We start from the raw sequence: 17,145 nt of genomic DNA on the forward strand, positions 1-17,145 counted from the left end.
CATCAATCGACTTGACCAATGGCCAACCTGTCAGTGATGTGTCCGAACAGGTGTCAGCCATGTCTCCGGACTAAACACTTGACCGGGGCATCCAGTACGCCGCGGCCGCTCGGTTCGACTACAACTGTCTCTGGAATACTGGATCGCCCGCCTTCGCGGGCGATGACACCGAGAATGGAGCCCTCACCCGCTCCTCTTCTGCCGCGCACTCGCCGCGAGCACCAGCAGGAACGACACCGCCGTCATCAGTGTCGAGATCGCCGCGATCGTGGGATCGATCTCGTCGCGGAGCGCGGTGAACATGCGCTTGGTCAGCGGCTGGTATTGGCCACCGGAGATGAACAGAGCGACGATGGTCTCATCCATCGCCGAGATGAAGGCGAAGATGCCCCCCGCAACCACGCTGGACTTGATCTGCGGCAGCGTCACCGCGAAGAAGCTGCGCAGCCGGTTCATGCCGAGGCTGCGCGCCACCATCTCCTGCGCGGGATCGAAGCTTTGCATACCCGCGAGCACCGAGATGACGACGTAAGGCAAGCCCAGCATCACGTTGGCCAGCACGAGGCCGGGCATGGTCGCGACCAGGCCGACCTTGGCATAGACGAAGAAGATGCCGATCGCGGTGATGATAACAGGCACCACCAGCGGCAGCAGCAATGCCATGTGGATGATCCGCGTGATGCGCAATTTCGACTGGCTGATGGCGTAGGCAGCGGCGACACCGCACGGCGTTGCGATCACCACGGTGAACAGCGCCACCGTCAGCGTCACGCGCGTCGCCTGCATCCAGGCGGGATTCGAGAAATACTGCTGGTACCAGCGCGTCGAGAACGACGGCGGCGGGAAGGTCAGGAAGCGCGCGCTGGAGAACGAGATCGGCGCGATGATCAGCACAGGCAGGATCAGATAGAGCAGCACCAGCGCGCTGATCACATAGAGGGCAATCCGAGCGGGCGAGATGCGTGTCATTTCTGCCCCAACACGCGATCGAGCGAGATGAACCGGCTGACGACGAAGAAGATCGCGAGCACGCCGAGGAGCAGAACCACCGCAACCGCGCTCGCCGCCCCGAACTGGTTGTAGAGCTCGACATTGCGGCTCACCAGCATCGACACCATCACGGTGCGGCCGCCGCCCAGCAATTCCGGCGTGATGTAGAAGCCGAGGCAGAGCACGAACACCATGGTGCAGCCGGCGAGCACGCCGGGCAGCGACAGTGGCAGGAACACGCGGAAGAATGTCAGCGACGGACTCGCGCCCAGGCTGGCGCCAGCCTGCATGAGATCGCCCGGGATCTTCTGCATGGTGGCGTAGAGCGGCAGCACCATGAATGGCAGCAGGATGTGCACGGTTGCGACCACCGTGCCGAACGTGTTGTGGACCAGCGCCAGCGGCTCGGAGATCACGTCGAGATAGCGCAGGAATTGGTTGATCACGCCGGTGCGCTGGAGCAGCGCCAGCCACGCATAGGCCCGCACCAGCACTGAGGTCCAGAACGGCAGCACCACCAGCGACAGGATCAGGATGCTCCAGCCCTTCGGCACCGAATTGGCCAGATAGGCTACGGGATAGCCCAGCAGCAGTGCGATCACCGTCACTGCGAGGCTGATCTCGAAGGTCAGCGCGAAGCTGCGCCAGTAGATGTCCTCGGTGAAGACGCGGCGATAATTCTCCAGGGTAAAACCATCATGGTAGATCGACTGCCAGGCCAGCCAGCCGACCGGCAGCACGATCAGAGCCAGGATCACCAGCAGCGCGGGCGACACCAGCGCGAGCATCAGGCCGTGTTCGCGGCGCTGATGCTTTTGCGATGGATCTGGCACGGAAGTCGCCAAGGCTGACCTCGCCTACTTCTGCATGAACGACGCCCAGCGCTTCTCGGCAGCTTCACCCGCGGGCGAGGACCACCAGGCGTAGGACATCAACGCCTGCTTCGCCGCATTGGCCGGTTCGCTCGGCAATTGCGCGGCGCGCTCGGGCTTGATCACGTTGGTCTCGAACGCCTTGGGATTGCCCGGACCATAATCGATTTGCAGCGGCAGATTGGCCTGGTGTACGGGATCGACGGCCTCGTTGAGGAACTTGACGGCAGTGTCGAGGTTCGGCGCGCCCTTGAGGATGCAGAGCGAGGTGCTCTGCAAAATGCCCTGGTTGTAGGTGAAGGCGACCTTGGCGCCTTCCTTGGCGACGGCGCTGACGCGGCCATTCCAGGCCATCTCCATGTCGACCTCGCCGTCATTGAGCAGCTGCGCCGACTGCGCGCCAGAGGTCCACCACACCGTGATGGCAGGCTTGATTTCCTCCAGCTTCTTGAAGGCGCGGTCGACATCGAGCGGATAGAGCTTGTCGGGCGCAACACCGTCGGCCATCAGCGCCGCCTCCAGCGTCGCGAAGGGATGGTTGCGCAGTGCACGGCGGCCCGGGAATTTCTTCACGTCCCAGAAATCGGCCCAACTGTTCGGCGCGTCCTTCGGAAACGTCTTTTGGCTGTAGGACAGTACGCTGGAATAGAACTCATAGGAGACCGAATAGGGACTGCGATAAGACTCCGGCATCGCCCCGCCGTTTGGAATCTTCGAGAAGTCGAGCTTCTCGATCAGCCCCTGCTCGCCGCCACGCAGGCAGTTGCCGGTCGGAGTATCGACGACGTCCCAGATCGGCTTGCCGCTGCCGACCTGGGTCTTGATCGCGGGCCAGGCGTCGGGAATGGAATCCTGGTTGATGGTGATGCCGAGCTTCTTGGCAGAGGGATCGAGGATCGCCACCGTCTGCGCCTCTTGATAGGCGCCGCCTTGCGAGACGAAGGTGATCTGCTCGGCCGCGCTTGCCGAAGTGACCAATCCGATTGCGCTCAACAACGCACACCCAAATCCAAAACTCTGCTTCGTCATCATCCTCGCCTCCTTCAAAGTGATCTCACCGACCGATCGCATCGAGAAATTGGTACCAGCCGGCGACCATGCGCACGGCGGGCTCGCGCAGCGGATAGAACGGAATGGCCTTCATGCGGCTGACGTCGAGCAGTCCGACGTCGGGCGTCTCGCCGCGTGCGAAGGCGGCGAGATAGCGGCCCATCAGGCTCGACATCGCAACGCCCGCACCGTTGTAGCCCATCGAGACCAGCGTGCGATCGTCGATCCGGCCGATATGCGGCACCGAGTCCAGCGTCATCGCGACGAGGCCCGACCATTTGTATTCGAGCGGAACGTCGGCCAAATCAGGGAAGATGCCGACCATCGCCCCGCGCAGCGCGTCGAAGGCGGCTTGCGAGTCCTGCTTGCCGAAGGCGCCACGGCCGCCAAAGATGACGCGATTGTCGACCATGCGGAACCAGCGCATCATGCGCTTGGTCTCAGTGTAGGTGCGTCCCGTCGGCATCAGTTGCCCCGCGAGATTGCGCGGCAACTGCTCGGTCGCAATGAGGGCGCTGCGGAACGGGATCAGCGTGCGCTGGAGACGCGCAGTCGCATTGGTCAGATCGGAATAGCTGTTGGTGGCGATGATCGCCTGTTTGGCGCGCACCGCGCCTTGTGGCGTTTCGGCAACGATGCCGTCGCCATCGCGCCTGAGCCTGATCACCGGCGATTCCTGGAAGATGGGAACGCCGCGGCGCCCCACGCCGTCGGCGAGACCGCGCAGGTAATTCAGCGGATGGATGCCGCCCGAGCCGGGATTGAGCACGCCGCCCACGAAGATGTCGGAGCCGGTCTCCTCGCGCACGCCGTGCTTGTCGAGGATACGGACCTCGGCCGAGCCCATCTCGCTCGTCATCCAGATGGCTTCGTCGATCGCAGCCTTCAGCGTCGTCTCGTTATGCGCGGCCTTGACCTGGCCGGTGCGGGTCAGGTTGGCACTGGCAATGCCGTATTCAGAGACCAGCTCTTCGACCATGTCGGTCGATTCATGCGCGATCTCGTACATGCGCCTGGCCATGGCGCGGCCATGCGCGGCGTCGATCTCGCGGAACGACAGGCGAAACTTTGCGGTGATCACACCGCCGTTGCGGCCACTCGCGCCCCAGCCCGGCCTGACGGCCTCAAGCACAACAGGCGCGAGCCCGCTCTTGGCGATGTGGTGCGCGGCGGAGAGGCCCGTATAGCCCGCGCCGATGATCACCACATCCGCCTTGTGCTCGCCGGACAGCACCGGAAAGGCGCGCGCCGGCTCCGCTGTGGCTTCCCACAACGAGTTGGCCGATGGCAATGTGCGCCAGTCCCCTGTCATGCCGGCACTCATCTCTTACGCCGGCCCGATAGCGGCGTCAGCCAACGCCTTCAACGTCGGAAAGTGGAAGTCCGGCTTGGTCAGCGTTTCGACCGCGGGCGTACCGCCGAAACCAGCGATGCCCTGGCGGCGCTCGATCCAGCACACCTTGTAGCCGAGTTTCCGCGCGATCCCGATGTCGTGGTACTGGCTCTGCGCCACGTGCAGGATGTCGGACTGCTTGTAGCCGAAAGCCGACTGCCGTCCCTTGTTATAGGCGAAGAATTCCGGGTTCGGCTTTGCCACGCCGGTGTCGTCGGCGCAGACGGTGTCGTCGAAGGGATTGCCGAGCGCATGCGCGTAAGCTGACAGCGCAACGCGGTCGGCATTGGTCATCGCCACCAGGCGGAATTTCGTGCGCAGGCGCTTCAGCGCCTCGACCGAATCCGAGAACGGCCCCCAGCGCAGCACCGAGAGCTGGAACATTTCGCAGGACGCATCATCCGCCGGCAGCCCGAGCTCGGTGGCGAGATGGCGATAGACGTGGAACATGACTTCGCTGGAGCGCTCGTAATGCTTGTCGCGGCCGCGCTTGTATGGCTCGAAGATCTGCTCGTCGCCAAGCTCGGCGGGGGTCTTGCCCGAGATCTTGCGCACCGCGTTGAGCACGCCGGTCTCGAAATCGATCAAGGTGCCGACGACGTCGAAGGTGAGAACCTTGAAATTGCTGAACGCGGCTTGGGTCGACATGTGCTTCTTCTCTCAGGTTGCAACAAGGCTTCAGTCCACCCGGGGCACGACGATGGTGTCCTCGGGGTGGAGAGTGACGGTGAGGCTGCCGCCGAGCGGCGGAATGCGGCCATAGGCCTGGTGATAGCTGGGCTGGCGCAGGCTGAGCGCGATCCCGTCGGCGAGCGCCAGGAAGATGCGCAGGCTCTCGCCCTGATAGACGATGTCGGTGACCGTTCCGGTCAGCCGGTTGCAGGCGGCATCCTGTGCGCCGTCGTCGATCAGCAGCTTTTCGCTGTGTACGGCGAGCATCAGTGCGTCGCCATTGGGAATGGCGCGGGCACTGCGCAGCAGCGCGTTGCCGAGCGCGACGCTTGTGGCGTCGACGCGGCGTACCGGCAGCATCGTCGCTTCGCCGATGAAACTGGCGACGAAGGAATCGGCGGGGTGGTCGTGCAGGCGCGCCGGCTCGTCGATCTGGATCAGCCTTCCGTCCTTCATCACGGCGACGCGGTCGCTCATGGTCAGCGCCTCGCGCTGGTCATGGGTGACGTATATGATGGTCGCGCCGATGCGCTTGTGCAGCGTGCGCAGCTCGATCTGCATGGTCTCGCGCAGCTGCTTGTCGAGCGCCGAGAGCGGCTCGTCCATCAGGATCAGGCGCGGCTCGAAGATCATGGCGCGCGCCAGGGCCACGCGCTGGCGCTGGCCGCCGGAGAGCTGCGCGATGCCGCGTTCCTCGTAGCCGGCAAGGCCGACCATGCTGAGCGCCGCGCGCACCTTGTCAGGCCAGCTCGCTTTCGGCAGGCGGCGTGCGCGCAGGGGGAAGGCGACGTTCTCGCCGACGCTCATATGCGGGAACAGCGCGTAGTTCTGGAACACCACGCCGATGTCGCGCTTGTGCGGCGCCATGTAGGTGACGTCGCGGCCACCGAAGAGAATCGTGCCCGAGGTCGGCAGGATGAAGCCGCCCAAGATTCCAAGCAGCGTGGTCTTGCCGGAACCGGAGGGACCGAGCAGCGAGACGAACTCGCCGGCGCCGACATTGAGGGACACATCGTCGAGGGCGCGAACGGCACCATAGGCCTTGCTGGCCGACCTGATCTCGACGCTTTCCGCTCGTTTGTCCAACGATCGACCTCGCGCAATCCCGCAATGGCGTGCCTCACTGCACGCCATAAGCCTGCTTTATAGACAGGGTTTTGGAGCATTCGGAGGCGCGGCGTGCACCGCACCAAATCTGCTCTCACAGGCCCTGTGTTTAGGCTGTCAGGTCAATGACACCAGACTTGCTAAAATCCGGCAATTGCCAAATTCTCACGCGCCTCATAACATGACGTTATGCCTGAGCTCCGCCGCATGCTGCCCTCCAGCAACGCCCTGTTCGTCTTCGACGCGGCGGCGCGCAATGGCAGCTTCACGGCTGCCGCCGCCGAATTGAACGTGACGCAGCCGGCGGTGAGCCGCATGCTCGGGCAATTCGAGGAGCATCTCGGGGTCCGCCTGTTCGACCGCAAAGCGGGCCGCGCGGTGCTCACCGAGGAAGGCGAATTACTCTATCGCCGCGTGCTCGAAGGCTTTCGCAGCATCGAGACCGGGCTCACCGAGATCGAGCGGCGCCGCAAGGGCACCGAGACGGTGACGCTATCGGTCTCCTCCGCCTTCACAACGCATTGGCTGATGCCGCGCATCGACAAGCTGCAGAAGCAGTTTCCGCAAGTCGATCTGCGCTTCCAGCTCATCTCCGGCGCGCTGCGCGGCGCGGTCGAGAATGTCGATCTCGGCATGCGCTTTCGCGATCGCGACGAGCCGTCCTCAGGCGGCATGCTGGTGATGAAGGAGGTGATGCTGCCGATGTGCAGCCCTGCCTATCTCGGCGAGACCGATCCCGCCGAAGGCAACACCATCATTCGCCTCGCCGAGACGCCGGGCGACTGGGCCGCGGATTACGCATCGCTGCTCACCGGACGCCGCGGCGCGGCCAAGGGGCTGAGCTTCACCGATTATGCCGTCGTGGTGCAGGCCGCCCTGCTCGGCCAGGGCATCGCGCTCGGCTGGCTCACGGTCGCCTCGCACTGGCTTTTGACCGGCGCGCTGGTGCCGGCCTCCGACAGGCTCACCACCACGCGCCGCATCTGCGAATTCCTGCCGCCGCGCAACCGCCCGATGCGCCCCATCGCCGCCGAGATCCGCGACTGGATCATCGAACAGATGCGCAGCGAGATCGCGGCGATCGACAAGCTCTATCCCGAGCTCGGCGCGATGGCGGCGTGCTATTGAGAGCAACCGGCTGGTGGTCCGCTCGCGGACCGCAGCGACTTTCTCGCCTGAAGCGCGATGAGATTAGGATGGCCCGCCGGGTACTCTCGGCGCCGTCCTTCAGCTCGCATCCAGCGGCCATTTCGGGCGCCGGATCTTGCGGTATGGCAGCGAAGTGATGTCGCGGGCCACGACGCCGGGCGCGTCGACCATGATGACGCGCGTGGCAATCGGCTCGAAGGACGCGCGGAAATGCTGCGATGACTTGACGACGACGATCTTGCGCTGCGCGGGATCGAGCCCGAGCTGGGTGAAGAGGTCGACGCCGAAGGCCTGGCAGCGGTAGGTCGAGAGCACGACCTCGACGCCGTCAGAGGCGATCAGCGCGCAGTCGCCGAGCTTCGCCGGCGTTCCCGCAAGTCCCGTCATGACCATGTCCGGCTTGAGCGCGCGGATCTCCCAGACGGCGTCGACAGGATCGCCCGACAATGGCCCGATCTTGCCGCCGATGCGCAAGGCCAGGCGCGCACCGACGCCGGCATCGAAGGCGATCCGGACCGCGCCCGGATCCCACAGCGGCCCGAGACAAGCGCTCGCGACGTTGCGATCGATGAGCCGCCGCAGGATATAGGTCGAATCGCCGGGTGCGCCGCCGCCCGGATTGTCGCTGCCATCGCCGAGCACCACCGTGCCGTTCGAGGCGAGCGCGGCGTCGATCGCAGCATCGATCCCGGTCGGCCGCTCGTTCAGCGCCTCGCGCAGGTCGCACAGCTCGCGTGCCAGGCGCTGCGCCACGTCTTGTCCCCGTGCGCCGTCCGGATCGACCGAGGCATCGCTGTAGACCAGCACCTTGGTGCCCATGTCAGGCACGTCGCCCGATGCAAAGCCGTGCACGGGGGAGATGGAGACGATGCCGTCCCTGCCCTCGAGTGCGCGCACGCGGTTCACAAAACTCTTGCCCGGCTCACGCGTGGTGTGCAGCGACGCGATCATCCCGGTGTCGATAACAGCGACGCGCAGCTCGAGGCGCTTCTCGGCCAGCGCCGCGCAGAATTCGACGAGCTCCCGCGCCCGCTCCAGGATGTCCGTGTGCGGATACTCCTTCCAGCAGATCAGGAGGTCGGCATTCCCGACCATCGCGTCGCTGAGATGGGTGTGCGGATCGAGCGTGCCGCCAACGACCGTATCCGGTCCCACGATCTGCCGGACGCGCGCCAGGAGGTCCCCTTCGCAATCGTCATAGCCGTCGGCGACCATGGCGCCGTGCATGCCGAGCAGAACCATGTCGACGGGAAGCGCCGCCTTGAGATCCCCGAGGAGCTGGTCGCGGAGACTTTCATAGGCTGCGCGCGTCACGATGCCGTTCGGCACGGCTGCCGCCACCAGACCCTCGATCAGCGTCCAGCCGCGCGACGGCCCGACCTCCCGCGCGGCCCAGAGCGGGCCGCCATGCATCTGCATCGCATCGGGATGCTTCCCCGCCGGATAATAGGCGCGCTCGTGAAACGCCGACACGCCCGTCGGCATCGGCGCAAAGGTGTTCGTCTCGGTGGCAAGGGCGGCGGAAAAGACGCGCATGGGATTTCACTTCTCACATTGAGAAGCGCAATAACGCCCGCTATGGCGGCCCGGCGCAACCGTCTTTAATGCATGATCGCCCGGATCGCGCCGCGCAACTCAGCAAGGCCGCGCAGGCGGCCGATTGCGGTGTAGGGGGACCGCTCTCTCGACGTCATTGCGAGCGCAGCGACTTGTCCGCCGAAGCCTTGGCGAAGGCGGAAGCAATCCAGAGTCGTTCCGCGGAGAGATTCTGGATTGCTACGCTGCGCAGGGGAAAGGTAGGTTCGAGGTTGGACAGGCAGTCCCTTTTCGCTGGTGCGCCACAGAGGACCTGAGATGGTCAACCTAAGACTCAACGCTCACTATTCGGTTCTTGCGTTGCTGAGTCGCGTGGGCTTCTGCGGCGGCCTTGCAGTGATGCTTTGGTTTGTTGCCGCCCAGATGAGGAGCCAAAACTGGTTCACCGTGACCAGCTACATTGTGGCTGCAGCGATGGCATGTGCAGCCCTTGCGTTTTCTTATCTGTTGCTAACCGCGAGGGGCCAAGTCGTCGTTTCGATCGACGAGACGGGGTTCAGGGACGAGCGACTAACGTCCACAGCCATACCCTGGAACGTGATCCAGTCGGTGTCGCCGTACATTCCCAGCAGATCAAGGAGCGCAACCGGAATCGAGCTTGTGATAGAGCCCAAATTCAGGCAAACGATTCTTATGCGGCCGGCCGGTAGGCTCTTCGGGTGGGTGACCCGCTACAGTATTTCGGGGCCAGCCATTTGTTTGGACACGAGCATCTTAGATGCTGAGTGCGACGAAATTTCTCGCATTGCAAACTCTTACATATCGGGCCGATCCTAAGCGAAGAGCCCTCATCCTTGCGCGGTGCCGGGCTGGACGAGACAATCAGTTCTGCATGCCCGCTGTTTGCTTATCGCTGCCGCAGCCCACGGCTGAGGATGTGTCGGCTGTCAGGGGTAGACCGGGCCTAACGTAAACCGAGCCAAAACGTCGCTCATGACCCAACTGAGAACCTGGCTGTGCACTGCGGCAATAGCTTTAATGACTATCAATGTGCCGGACTAAACCGCTACGATGCCATCACCTGAGCTTGGGAGCGGACATGCGACGGCGGGAGTTCATCGGGCGTTTCGGCCTTATTGGCGCAGCCGCATCAACAATGTTTGGTCGCGGCTCAAGCGCGCAGTCTGTGCCAAAACGTCCGCTCATTGCGTGGGCGGGCGCTCCGCCTGCAGGTACGCCCGCAGGCGCAAACGTACCTCAACTCATATTGGACTTGACGTTTGGCAATTTTGTTAAGGGGCTCTCGGAGTTCGGCTACGAGCAAGGTCGAAACGTTGATGTCATAAAGCGATTTGACATGTTTACTGACCGAGTAGCAACCATGGAAGAGATGGTGGCTCTGGTCAAACCCGATATCATCGCCGCGCCGGCGACATTGCAAGCCGTCGAAGCCCGAAAGGCGACGTCGACGATACCGATTGTCTGTGGCGCGCTCGCGGACGCGGCTTATCTCGGCTTGATTGCCAGCGATGCTCGCCCAGGAGGAAACGTAACGGGCATTGAGCCCTACATCGCCGGATTGCCAACCAAGCAAATTGAACTCGCACGAGAAATCGCGCCAACGGCACGGTGCGTTGGACTGCTTACCAACATGAACGATCCCAAGGGCCCGCCTCAAGTCGGGGACTTGAGGGCGGCCTGCCAATCTTTAGGCTTCAGCGTCGTCGAAGCCGAAGCCAATACGCCGAACGACATTCCGGGGGCGCTCGCTGCGTTGGCGAACGAAAAGGTCGATGTCGTCGTTGTCCTTCAGACTAATCTGCTCCTTGTCAGGTGCGAGCAGATCGGGGCCATTGCCCTTGAAAAGCGGCTACCGACCGTCTTCGGATATCGCGAGCACGTTATTCACGGCGGCCTCGTCAGCTACGGAGTCGATTTGCGCTGGTGTTATCGTCGCCTCGGCTATTTTGTAGACAAAATCCTCAGGGGTGTTCGATGCGGTGACCTGCCCATCGAATTTCCAACCAAATTATGGTTGGCAGCCAATCTTAACACGGCGAAGGCTCTCGGCGTTACCGTACCGGCAGGGCTTCTTGCCCGCTCCGACGAGGTGATTGAGTAGCGTCACTTATGTCCGAGTCTGGCCATCGCTACCGTTGACGCGGTGCCGCGATAGGGGAGTCCGGAAGTTTACAGCCGAGACCTAGACCGACGCTTTGATCCTCTTGGACATGCATCGTCGATCGGTAACGACGTTTCCGGCGCTCGAACCAGTGCGACGTGATACGCTAGACAGTGACTTCTGACTTCGAGGTGATCTAATGCGGCGACGTGAGTTCATCGCGACACTTGGGGGCGGGCTGGCATGGCCACTTGTGGCTCGAGGACAGCAAAGCAATAGCAAGCTTCTGGCAATCTTCAGCCCGTCAGAGTCGAGCACGCTCATGCATGAGCATAGCGAGAACCGGTATTATAGGGTCTTGTTCGAAGAGCTTCGGCGGCTGGGGTGGGTCGAGGGACAAAACCTCACGGTCGAGGGTTACGGGAGAGATCAGAACACGTCCGGCCTCGACGTTCTGGTGACGGCAATTGTTCAAAGACATCCCGATGTCATCTACACGGTCGGTCCGGGTGCGGTCAGCTTCAAACTGGCAACATCGCGTATTCCGGTGGTAGCGTTGACCGCTGACCCGGTCGCGTTGGAGATTGCGCAGAGTCTAGCCCACCCGGGGAGTAATTTCACGGGCGTCAGCATCGACACCGGACCGTCCATCCATGAGAAGCGGATAGCATTATTGCGCGAGATGTTTCCCGCCATCTCGAAACTGAGCTGTCTTGCTCTTCGCTTTCAATGGGAAGGTCCCCGTGCCATCGCAGGCCCCGCAATCCGCGCGGCAGCCGAGAAGATGGGCGTGCCTCTCGTTGTGTCTTTGGTCGCATTTGGCGCGAGTGAAGCAGACTACCGCTCGGCAATCGAGAGCGCCGCCCACGATGGCGCAAATGCAATCATGGTGGTCGACTCGGCCGACGTTTTGCGAAACAGCACGCTCATTGCAAGATTGGTCGGCGAATTCAGGCTTCCTTCGATGTTTACGTTTTTTGAGCCCGTTGAGGCTGGCGGGTTGATGGCTTATTCCTTCGACTTGATCGAACTGTACAAGCGCGCGGCAAACAACATCGATGCGATACTCAAAGGGACAAAGCCGGGAGATATCCCTTTCTACCAGACTTCCAAGTTCGAGTTGTCCATCAATCTCAAGGCAGCGAAACAGTTGGGAATAACGGTGCCTCCTGCGCTTGTTGCAAGCGCCGACCACGTCATCGATTGAGCAGGTGAAGGTCCGCTTCTGGCCCATCGCAACATATTGCGCTACCGCACGAACTTGTCGCTATAGGGGGCAAAGCGGACGCTGCTTTCGTCGCATCAAGCCGCCGCGTTTATGGGTCCGCGGCCTACATTCTTCCTCTCCCCGTTCTTACGGGGCCGGGACGAGCTCCGCTCGCCCTGAGAGGGTTGGGGTGAGGGGCTGCTTCCGCAATCATGGTGAGAGATGGACTCGCGGAGAGTCCCCCTCACCCGGAATCCGCGCTTTCAGCGCGCATTCCTCTCCCCACACGCGGGGAGAGGCGAAGTTCACCGATGCCCGATCGCCCTGATCGCGCCGCGCAGCTCAGCAAGACCGCGAAGGCGGCCGATTGCGGTGTAGCCGGGATTGGTGCGTTTGGTCGCAACGAGATCGTCCAGCATGCGGTGGCCGTGGTCGGGGCGAAACACGATCCTCTGATCGGCTGGGCGCCGCGCGTTCTCCTTCAGGAGGGCCTTCAGCACCGCAATCATATCGACGTCGCCATCGAGATGATCGGACTCGTGGAACGACAGCCCATCCGCCTCGCGCCGGGTCGCACGCAGATGGGCAAAGGCGATGCGCGGGCCGAAGCGTTCGGCCATCTCAGGCAGGTTGTTCTCCGCGCGCACGCCGAGCGATCCCGTGCACAGACAGATGCCATTGGCCCTGGACGGAACGGCGTCGAACAGCGCCTGATAATCCTCGGCAGTCGAGGCGATCCGGGGCAGGCCGAACAGTGGTCGCGGCGGATCGTCCGGGTGCAGCGTCAGCGAGACGCCGAGTTGCTCGGCGACCGGCGCGACGCGGGTGAGGAATTCGGCGAGATGCTGCCGCAGGATCTTTGGCGTGATGTCGCGATAGGCATCCAGCTTGTCGCGGAATTGCGGAATGGTCAGCGGCTCGGTGGTCGAGCCGGGCAGCGCGCTGGCAATGACCATGATGAGATAGTCGATATCGGCCTGGCTCATCTTGTCGAACAGCGCTTTTGCGCGCGCCTGCTGCGCAGGTGAATATTCCTGCGGCGCCGCCGGGCGCTTCAGGATATGCAGCTCGAACGCCGCAAACCGGTCCTGATCAAAGCGCAGGGCGCGGGCACCATTCGGCAGCTCCCATTCGAGATCGGTGCGGCACCAGTCGACCACGGGCATGAAATTGTAGCAGATGATCTTGATGCCGCAGGCGGCCACCGCCTCCAGGCTCGCGATCCAGGCGTCGATGGATTTGGTCGCCTTAGCCCCGAGCCGCTTGACGTCGTCAGGAATTGGAATGGATTCGACCACCGACCACGTCAATTGCGAGCGGTCGGGCTGGCCGTTCTCGATGAAGTTCTTGCGCTCCTCGACCGCCTTGCGCGTCCAGGCCTCGCCGATCGGCACCTGATGCAGTGCCGAAACGATGTCGCTCGCGCCAGCCTGCCTGACATCGTCCAGGGATACGGGATCGTTGGGACCGTACCAGCGCCATCCCTCGAGCATCATCGAAATTCTCCCGGATTAGTTCGCTGTCAACACGACCTTGACGCTCTGCGAGCGGTCGAGCGCCAGCCGCAGGGCATCGGGCGCGGTCGAGAGCGGTCGCTCGGCGGTGACCAGCGCCAGCACGTCGACGCTGCCCGTGCCGATCAGTTCCACCGCGGTCATGAATTCGAGCCCGAAGCGGAACGAGCCGCGCAGGTCGATCTCCTTGGCCATCACCGCATTCGACGGCGTCGGAATCTGGCCGCCTGGCAGATTGCCGATCTGCACCACGACGCCACCGCGCCTGACGATGCCGATGGCACTGGCAAGGCCCGCGGCGGTGCCGGAGACTTCGAAGGCAACGTCATACGGACGTGACGCGGCCTGTGCCTTCAGGCCCTCTTCGCCGCCTGAGACGTTCTCGACATGGGACGCACCGAGCCTGGTCGCAAAGGCCAGCGGCGCCGGCGCGATGTCGGCCACCGTGACGTCGGTCATGCCGGCGCGGCGGGCGGCCAGCATGGTCAGAAGCCCGATCGGGCCGGCCCCAAAGATGATCCCGCGCTTGCCCTGGATGTTGCCGGCGCGCGCGACGGCGTGCAGGCAGACCGCAAGCGGCTCGGCGAGAGCTGCAGCCTGATAGGAAACGTGATCGGGAATCTTCACGCACTGCGCGGGGACCGCGTCGAAATAGTTGGCAAAGCCGCCCTGCATGTGCGGCGTCTTCGAAGCCGAGCCCATGAAGTAGATATTCTCGCACAGATTCTGCCGGCCCTCGCGGCAGGCGACGCAATGGCCGCACCAGCGCGACGGATTGACGGCAACGCGGTCGCCGACCTTCAGGTTCGCGGCCGAGCCCGCGATCTCGACGACCTCGCCCGAGATCTCGTGACCGAGCACCAGCGGCGACTTCACCACAAAATCGCCGGTCCGGGCGTGGCGGAAGTAATGCATGTCCGAACCGCAGATGCCGCCGGCACCGAAGCGGATGCGCACCATGCCGTCGGCGAGCTTGTCGAGCGGATGCTCGATCATGCGCAGATCTTCGGGGCCGAACAGGGTTGCAGCGAGTGAGGTCGAGGTCATCAGTCAAATCCCATCGTGTCTGCAGCTTCGTTCACCCGCCCCGAAAATGAGACGAGCCATCTCATCGTCGCCGCGCGCTGCCGCTCTTGGGCTGCACGCCAGACGGTCGTTTTGGCTTCGCCGGCTGACCTTCGGATCGCGCCGCCCGCTTCCGCGCCGATGGCGTTCCTGCTGATGCCTCGGCACCAAAGCTCTGCGCAAAGCGCTCCTGCGAATGCGCGAGATGATCGCGCATGGCGTCGTGAGCCGACATTGGCCGGCGCGCCGCGATGGCGTCGCGCACGGCGCGATGCTCGCTCAGCGCCGCGAGCCAGGTGCCGGGGTTTTCGAAATAATGCGCAAGCTGCGTGAAGTAGGGATTGAGCCGCTGGTCGAACATCTCGCCGACCACGCGCACCAGCACGGCGTTGCCGAGGCATTCGGCGATCGCGACATGGAAGGCGCGGTCGTGGACCATCGAGGCTTCGCTGGGATGCTCGACGTCAGCCATTGCGACAAGGGCCGCGTCGATGCGGGCGACATCGTCGCTGGTCGCCACGCGGGCGGCCTGCTCGGCGATGGCGCTTTCGAGGAATTCGCGGGCGCGCAGCAGCTCGAACGGCCCCTCGAGGACGGCCGAGGGCACCGGCGCGGCGTCGACGGGCTCGGTCACATAGATGCCGGAGCCGACGCGAATGCGAACGCGCCCCTCCACTTCAAGGGCAATCAGGGCCTCGCGCACTGTCGGCCGCGAGATCTTGAGCTGCTCGGCGAGATCGCGCTCGGTCGGCAAGCGGCTGCCGACCGCGTACTCGCCGCTGTCGATCAGGCTTCGCAATTGATCGGCGACCTGGCGGTAAAGCCGTCTCGCCTCCACAGCTTCCAGCGGCACGCTGGCCTCCCCGAAGGGGCTCGCCGGGAAGGCTTGTTGCCCGGCCGCCCGCCGTTGTTGGATAATTGGCCTTACCAATTGACCTGATACGGCCGCCATGTCAAGCAGCGGCCAAACAGAGGGGAGATGACCATGCGGCTTGGCCACGCCAATCTCGACCTGTTACCATCGGCCATCCGTCGCCCGGCCTATGACCGTTCGCTGATCACGCCAGGCATCGTGCATCTTGGTCTGGGCGCGTTTCATCGCGCCCATCAGGCCGTCGTCATCGACGATTGCCTTGCCGCGGGTAGCAACTCATCGGTCAGCTCTTGGGGCATCGTCGGCGCGAGCCTGCGCAGCCCCGATACGCGCGACGCCCTCGCCCCGCAGGATCATCTCTACACGGTCGCCGTGCGCGCCGCCGAAGGCACCGCGCATCGCGTCGTCGGGGCGCTGCTGGACAGCGTCGTCGCGCGCGAGAAGCCGGTCGCGCTGGTCGAGCGGATGGCCGATCCCGCCATTCGCATCGTCTCGCTGACGGTGACCGAAAAGGGCTATTGCCACACGCCTCAGTCAGGCGATCTCGACGAGCGCCATGCCGATGTCGTGCACGACCTCAACAATCTCGACGCGCCGCGCTCGGCGCCGGGCTTCATCGTGGCGGCGCTGGCCCGCCGGCGAGTGCTGGGCATTGCACCCTTCACCGTGCTGTGCTGCGACAATCTCGCCGCCAACGGCCAAACCGTGCAGCGGATCGTGACGCAATTCGCCGCGCTCCGCTCAAAGGAGCTCAGTCAATGGATCGCTGATACGGTCACCTTCCCCTGCACCATGGTCGACCGCATCGTGCCCGAGACAACCAATGCCGATCGTGACGCGGTCGCTACGGCGCTCGGGATGCGTGACGCCTGGCCCGTGATGACCGAGCCGTTCACGCAATGGGTGGTCGAGGATCGCTTTGCCGCAGGCCGGCCTGATCTCGCCGCAGCGGGCGTCGAGCTCGTCAGCGACGTCAAGCCGTTCGAGCTGATGAAGCTGCGGCTGCTCAATGCCAGCCATTCAGCGCTCGCCTATCTCGGTTACCTCGCCGGGTACGAGACCATCGCCGACACCATGCAGGATCCGCATTTCGCACGCCTCGCCGCACAAATGATGGAAGACGCCGCGGTGACGTTGACGATGCCAGAAGGCACCGATCTTTCCGCCTATCGCGCCTCACTGCTCAAGCGTTTTGCCAATCCGGCGCTGCATCACCGCACCTGGCAGATCGCGATGGACGGTTCGCAAAAACTGCCTCAGCGCCTGCTCGGGGCGATGCAGGATCGTCTCGCCAAAAACCTGCCGATCGCGACGCATGCGCTCGCGGTGGCCGGCTGGATGCGCTACGTCACCGCGTCCGACGAGCAGGGTCGCACCATCGACGTGCGCGATCCCCTCGCCGCCGAGCTGGCGGCGCTGGCGCGCGAGGCAGGTCCCGTCGCGGAACGGCTTGCACCCGCGTTGCTCGGCGTCACAAAAGTGTTCGGGCCGCTTGGTGGCGAGCCGCGCCTGCGCGAGGCTGTGACCGCAGCGCTCGGACGTCTCTACGCGGAAGGTGCGCGGCGCGCGGTGGAGACGCAGATTTCGGCGTGAC

General features: G+C 63.8%; 14 protein-coding genes. 4 read left to right on the forward strand and 10 right to left on the reverse strand.

All coding sequences use genetic code 11. The features are described 5' to 3' along the window. Nucleotides 1–183: 183 nt before the first annotated feature. From L6637_RS26605 to L6637_RS26630, 6 genes are all read right to left on the reverse strand, one after another. On the reverse strand, nucleotides 184–969 hold the full coding sequence (locus tag L6637_RS26605) for an ABC transporter permease (protein WP_237872374.1): 786 nt from the start codon (nucleotides 967–969) through the stop codon (nucleotides 184–186). Continuing rightward, nucleotides 966–1,778, reverse strand: a complete 813-nt coding sequence (locus L6637_RS26610) for an ABC transporter permease (RefSeq protein WP_237872643.1) — start codon at nucleotides 1,776–1,778, stop codon at nucleotides 966–968. Before L6637_RS26610 ends, L6637_RS26605 begins: the two co-directional genes overlap by 4 nt. A gap of 69 nt (nucleotides 1,779–1,847) precedes the next feature. Next, nucleotides 1,848–2,894, reverse strand: coding sequence for an ABC transporter substrate-binding protein (locus tag L6637_RS26615; RefSeq protein ID WP_237862695.1), 1,047 nt, complete (start codon nucleotides 2,892–2,894; stop codon nucleotides 1,848–1,850). Nucleotides 2,895–2,916: 22 nt separating this feature from the next. Further along, on the reverse strand, nucleotides 2,917–4,224 hold the full coding sequence (locus L6637_RS26620; protein WP_237872376.1) for an NAD(P)/FAD-dependent oxidoreductase: 1,308 nt from the start codon (nucleotides 4,222–4,224) through the stop codon (nucleotides 2,917–2,919). A gap of 15 nt (nucleotides 4,225–4,239) precedes the next feature. Further along, on the reverse strand, nucleotides 4,240–4,953 hold the full coding sequence (locus L6637_RS26625; protein ID WP_237872379.1) for an HAD family hydrolase: 714 nt from the start codon (nucleotides 4,951–4,953) through the stop codon (nucleotides 4,240–4,242). Between the two features lie 30 nt (nucleotides 4,954–4,983). Beyond that, on the reverse strand, nucleotides 4,984–6,063 hold the full coding sequence (locus L6637_RS26630; protein ID WP_237872381.1) for an ABC transporter ATP-binding protein: 1,080 nt from the start codon (nucleotides 6,061–6,063) through the stop codon (nucleotides 4,984–4,986). A 210-nt stretch (nucleotides 6,064–6,273) separates the two neighbouring features. Here L6637_RS26630 and L6637_RS26635 point away from each other — a divergent pair, with 210 nt between their 5' ends. After that, entirely contained in the window at nucleotides 6,274–7,212 is a 939-nt protein-coding gene (locus tag L6637_RS26635) for a LysR family transcriptional regulator (RefSeq protein ID WP_237872384.1), read from the forward strand. Nucleotides 7,213–7,311: 99 nt separating this feature from the next. Here L6637_RS26635 and L6637_RS26640 read toward each other — a convergent pair whose 3' ends face one another. After that, nucleotides 7,312–8,769: a M81 family metallopeptidase gene (locus L6637_RS26640; RefSeq protein WP_237872386.1), complete on the reverse strand. Its 1,458-nt coding sequence runs from the start codon at nucleotides 8,767–8,769 to the stop codon at nucleotides 7,312–7,314. A 1,099-nt stretch (nucleotides 8,770–9,868) separates the two neighbouring features. On the opposite strand from L6637_RS26640, the gene L6637_RS26645 reads away from it, so the two are divergent. Beyond that, on the forward strand, nucleotides 9,869–10,891 hold the full coding sequence (locus L6637_RS26645) for an ABC transporter substrate-binding protein (protein ID WP_237872388.1): 1,023 nt from the start codon (nucleotides 9,869–9,871) through the stop codon (nucleotides 10,889–10,891). A 322-nt stretch (nucleotides 10,892–11,213) separates the two neighbouring features. Then, nucleotides 11,214–12,098 carry an ABC transporter substrate-binding protein gene (locus L6637_RS26650; RefSeq protein ID WP_237872390.1) on the forward strand — a complete coding sequence of 295 codons (885 nt, stop codon included), beginning with the start codon at nucleotides 11,214–11,216 and terminating at the stop codon, nucleotides 12,096–12,098. 305 nt (nucleotides 12,099–12,403) lie between these two features. Here L6637_RS26650 and uxuA read toward each other — a convergent pair whose 3' ends face one another. The 3 genes from uxuA to L6637_RS26665 form a co-directional block, all read right to left on the reverse strand. Continuing rightward, a complete protein-coding gene (gene uxuA, locus L6637_RS26655; RefSeq protein ID WP_237872391.1) occupies nucleotides 12,404–13,594 on the reverse strand; it encodes a mannonate dehydratase in 1,191 nt (396 codons plus the stop codon). A 15-nt stretch (nucleotides 13,595–13,609) separates the two neighbouring features. Next, the gene (locus L6637_RS26660) at nucleotides 13,610–14,659 is read right to left on the reverse strand and encodes an L-idonate 5-dehydrogenase (protein WP_237872393.1); all 1,050 of its coding nucleotides are present in this window, start codon (nucleotides 14,657–14,659) and stop codon (nucleotides 13,610–13,612) included. Nucleotides 14,660–14,720: 61 nt separating this feature from the next. After that, nucleotides 14,721–15,530, reverse strand: a complete 810-nt coding sequence (locus tag L6637_RS26665; protein WP_237872395.1) for a FadR/GntR family transcriptional regulator — start codon at nucleotides 15,528–15,530, stop codon at nucleotides 14,721–14,723. A gap of 132 nt (nucleotides 15,531–15,662) precedes the next feature. On the opposite strand from L6637_RS26665, the gene L6637_RS26670 reads away from it, so the two are divergent. Beyond that, complete coding sequence (locus L6637_RS26670; RefSeq protein ID WP_237872397.1) at nucleotides 15,663–17,144, forward strand: mannitol dehydrogenase family protein; 1,482 nt, start codon at nucleotides 15,663–15,665, stop codon at nucleotides 17,142–17,144. Nucleotide 17,145 lies beyond the last annotated feature (1 nt).

Origin of the sequence: Bradyrhizobium zhengyangense, assembly GCF_022012435.1 — a bacterium.
Lineage (GTDB): Bacteria > Pseudomonadota > Alphaproteobacteria > Rhizobiales > Xanthobacteraceae > Bradyrhizobium > Bradyrhizobium zhengyangense.

Coding starts and splice junctions, on each gene's coding strand:
- L6637_RS26640 (WP_237872386.1), bottom strand. CDS start 8,769: ATGCGCGTCTTTTCCGCCGCCCTTGCCACCGAGACGAACACCTTTGCG.
- L6637_RS26670 (WP_237872397.1), top strand. CDS start 15,663: ATGCGGCTTGGCCACGCCAATCTCGACCTGTTACCATCGGCCATCCGT.
- L6637_RS26650 (WP_237872390.1), top strand. CDS start 11,214: ATGCATGAGCATAGCGAGAACCGGTATTATAGGGTCTTGTTCGAAGAG.
- L6637_RS26605 (WP_237872374.1), bottom strand. CDS start 969: ATGACACGCATCTCGCCCGCTCGGATTGCCCTCTATGTGATCAGCGCG.
- L6637_RS26620 (WP_237872376.1), bottom strand. CDS start 4,224: ATGACAGGGGACTGGCGCACATTGCCATCGGCCAACTCGTTGTGGGAA.
- L6637_RS26625 (WP_237872379.1), bottom strand. CDS start 4,953: ATGTCGACCCAAGCCGCGTTCAGCAATTTCAAGGTTCTCACCTTCGAC.
- L6637_RS26610 (WP_237872643.1), bottom strand. CDS start 1,778: ATGCTCGCGCTGGTGTCGCCCGCGCTGCTGGTGATCCTGGCTCTGATC.
- L6637_RS26635 (WP_237872384.1), top strand. CDS start 6,274: ATGCCTGAGCTCCGCCGCATGCTGCCCTCCAGCAACGCCCTGTTCGTC.
- L6637_RS26660 (WP_237872393.1), bottom strand. CDS start 14,659: ATGACCTCGACCTCACTCGCTGCAACCCTGTTCGGCCCCGAAGATCTG.
- uxuA (WP_237872391.1), bottom strand. CDS start 13,594: ATGATGCTCGAGGGATGGCGCTGGTACGGTCCCAACGATCCCGTATCC.
- L6637_RS26615 (WP_237862695.1), bottom strand. CDS start 2,894: ATGATGACGAAGCAGAGTTTTGGATTTGGGTGTGCGTTGTTGAGCGCA.
- L6637_RS26645 (WP_237872388.1), top strand. CDS start 9,869: ATGCGACGGCGGGAGTTCATCGGGCGTTTCGGCCTTATTGGCGCAGCC.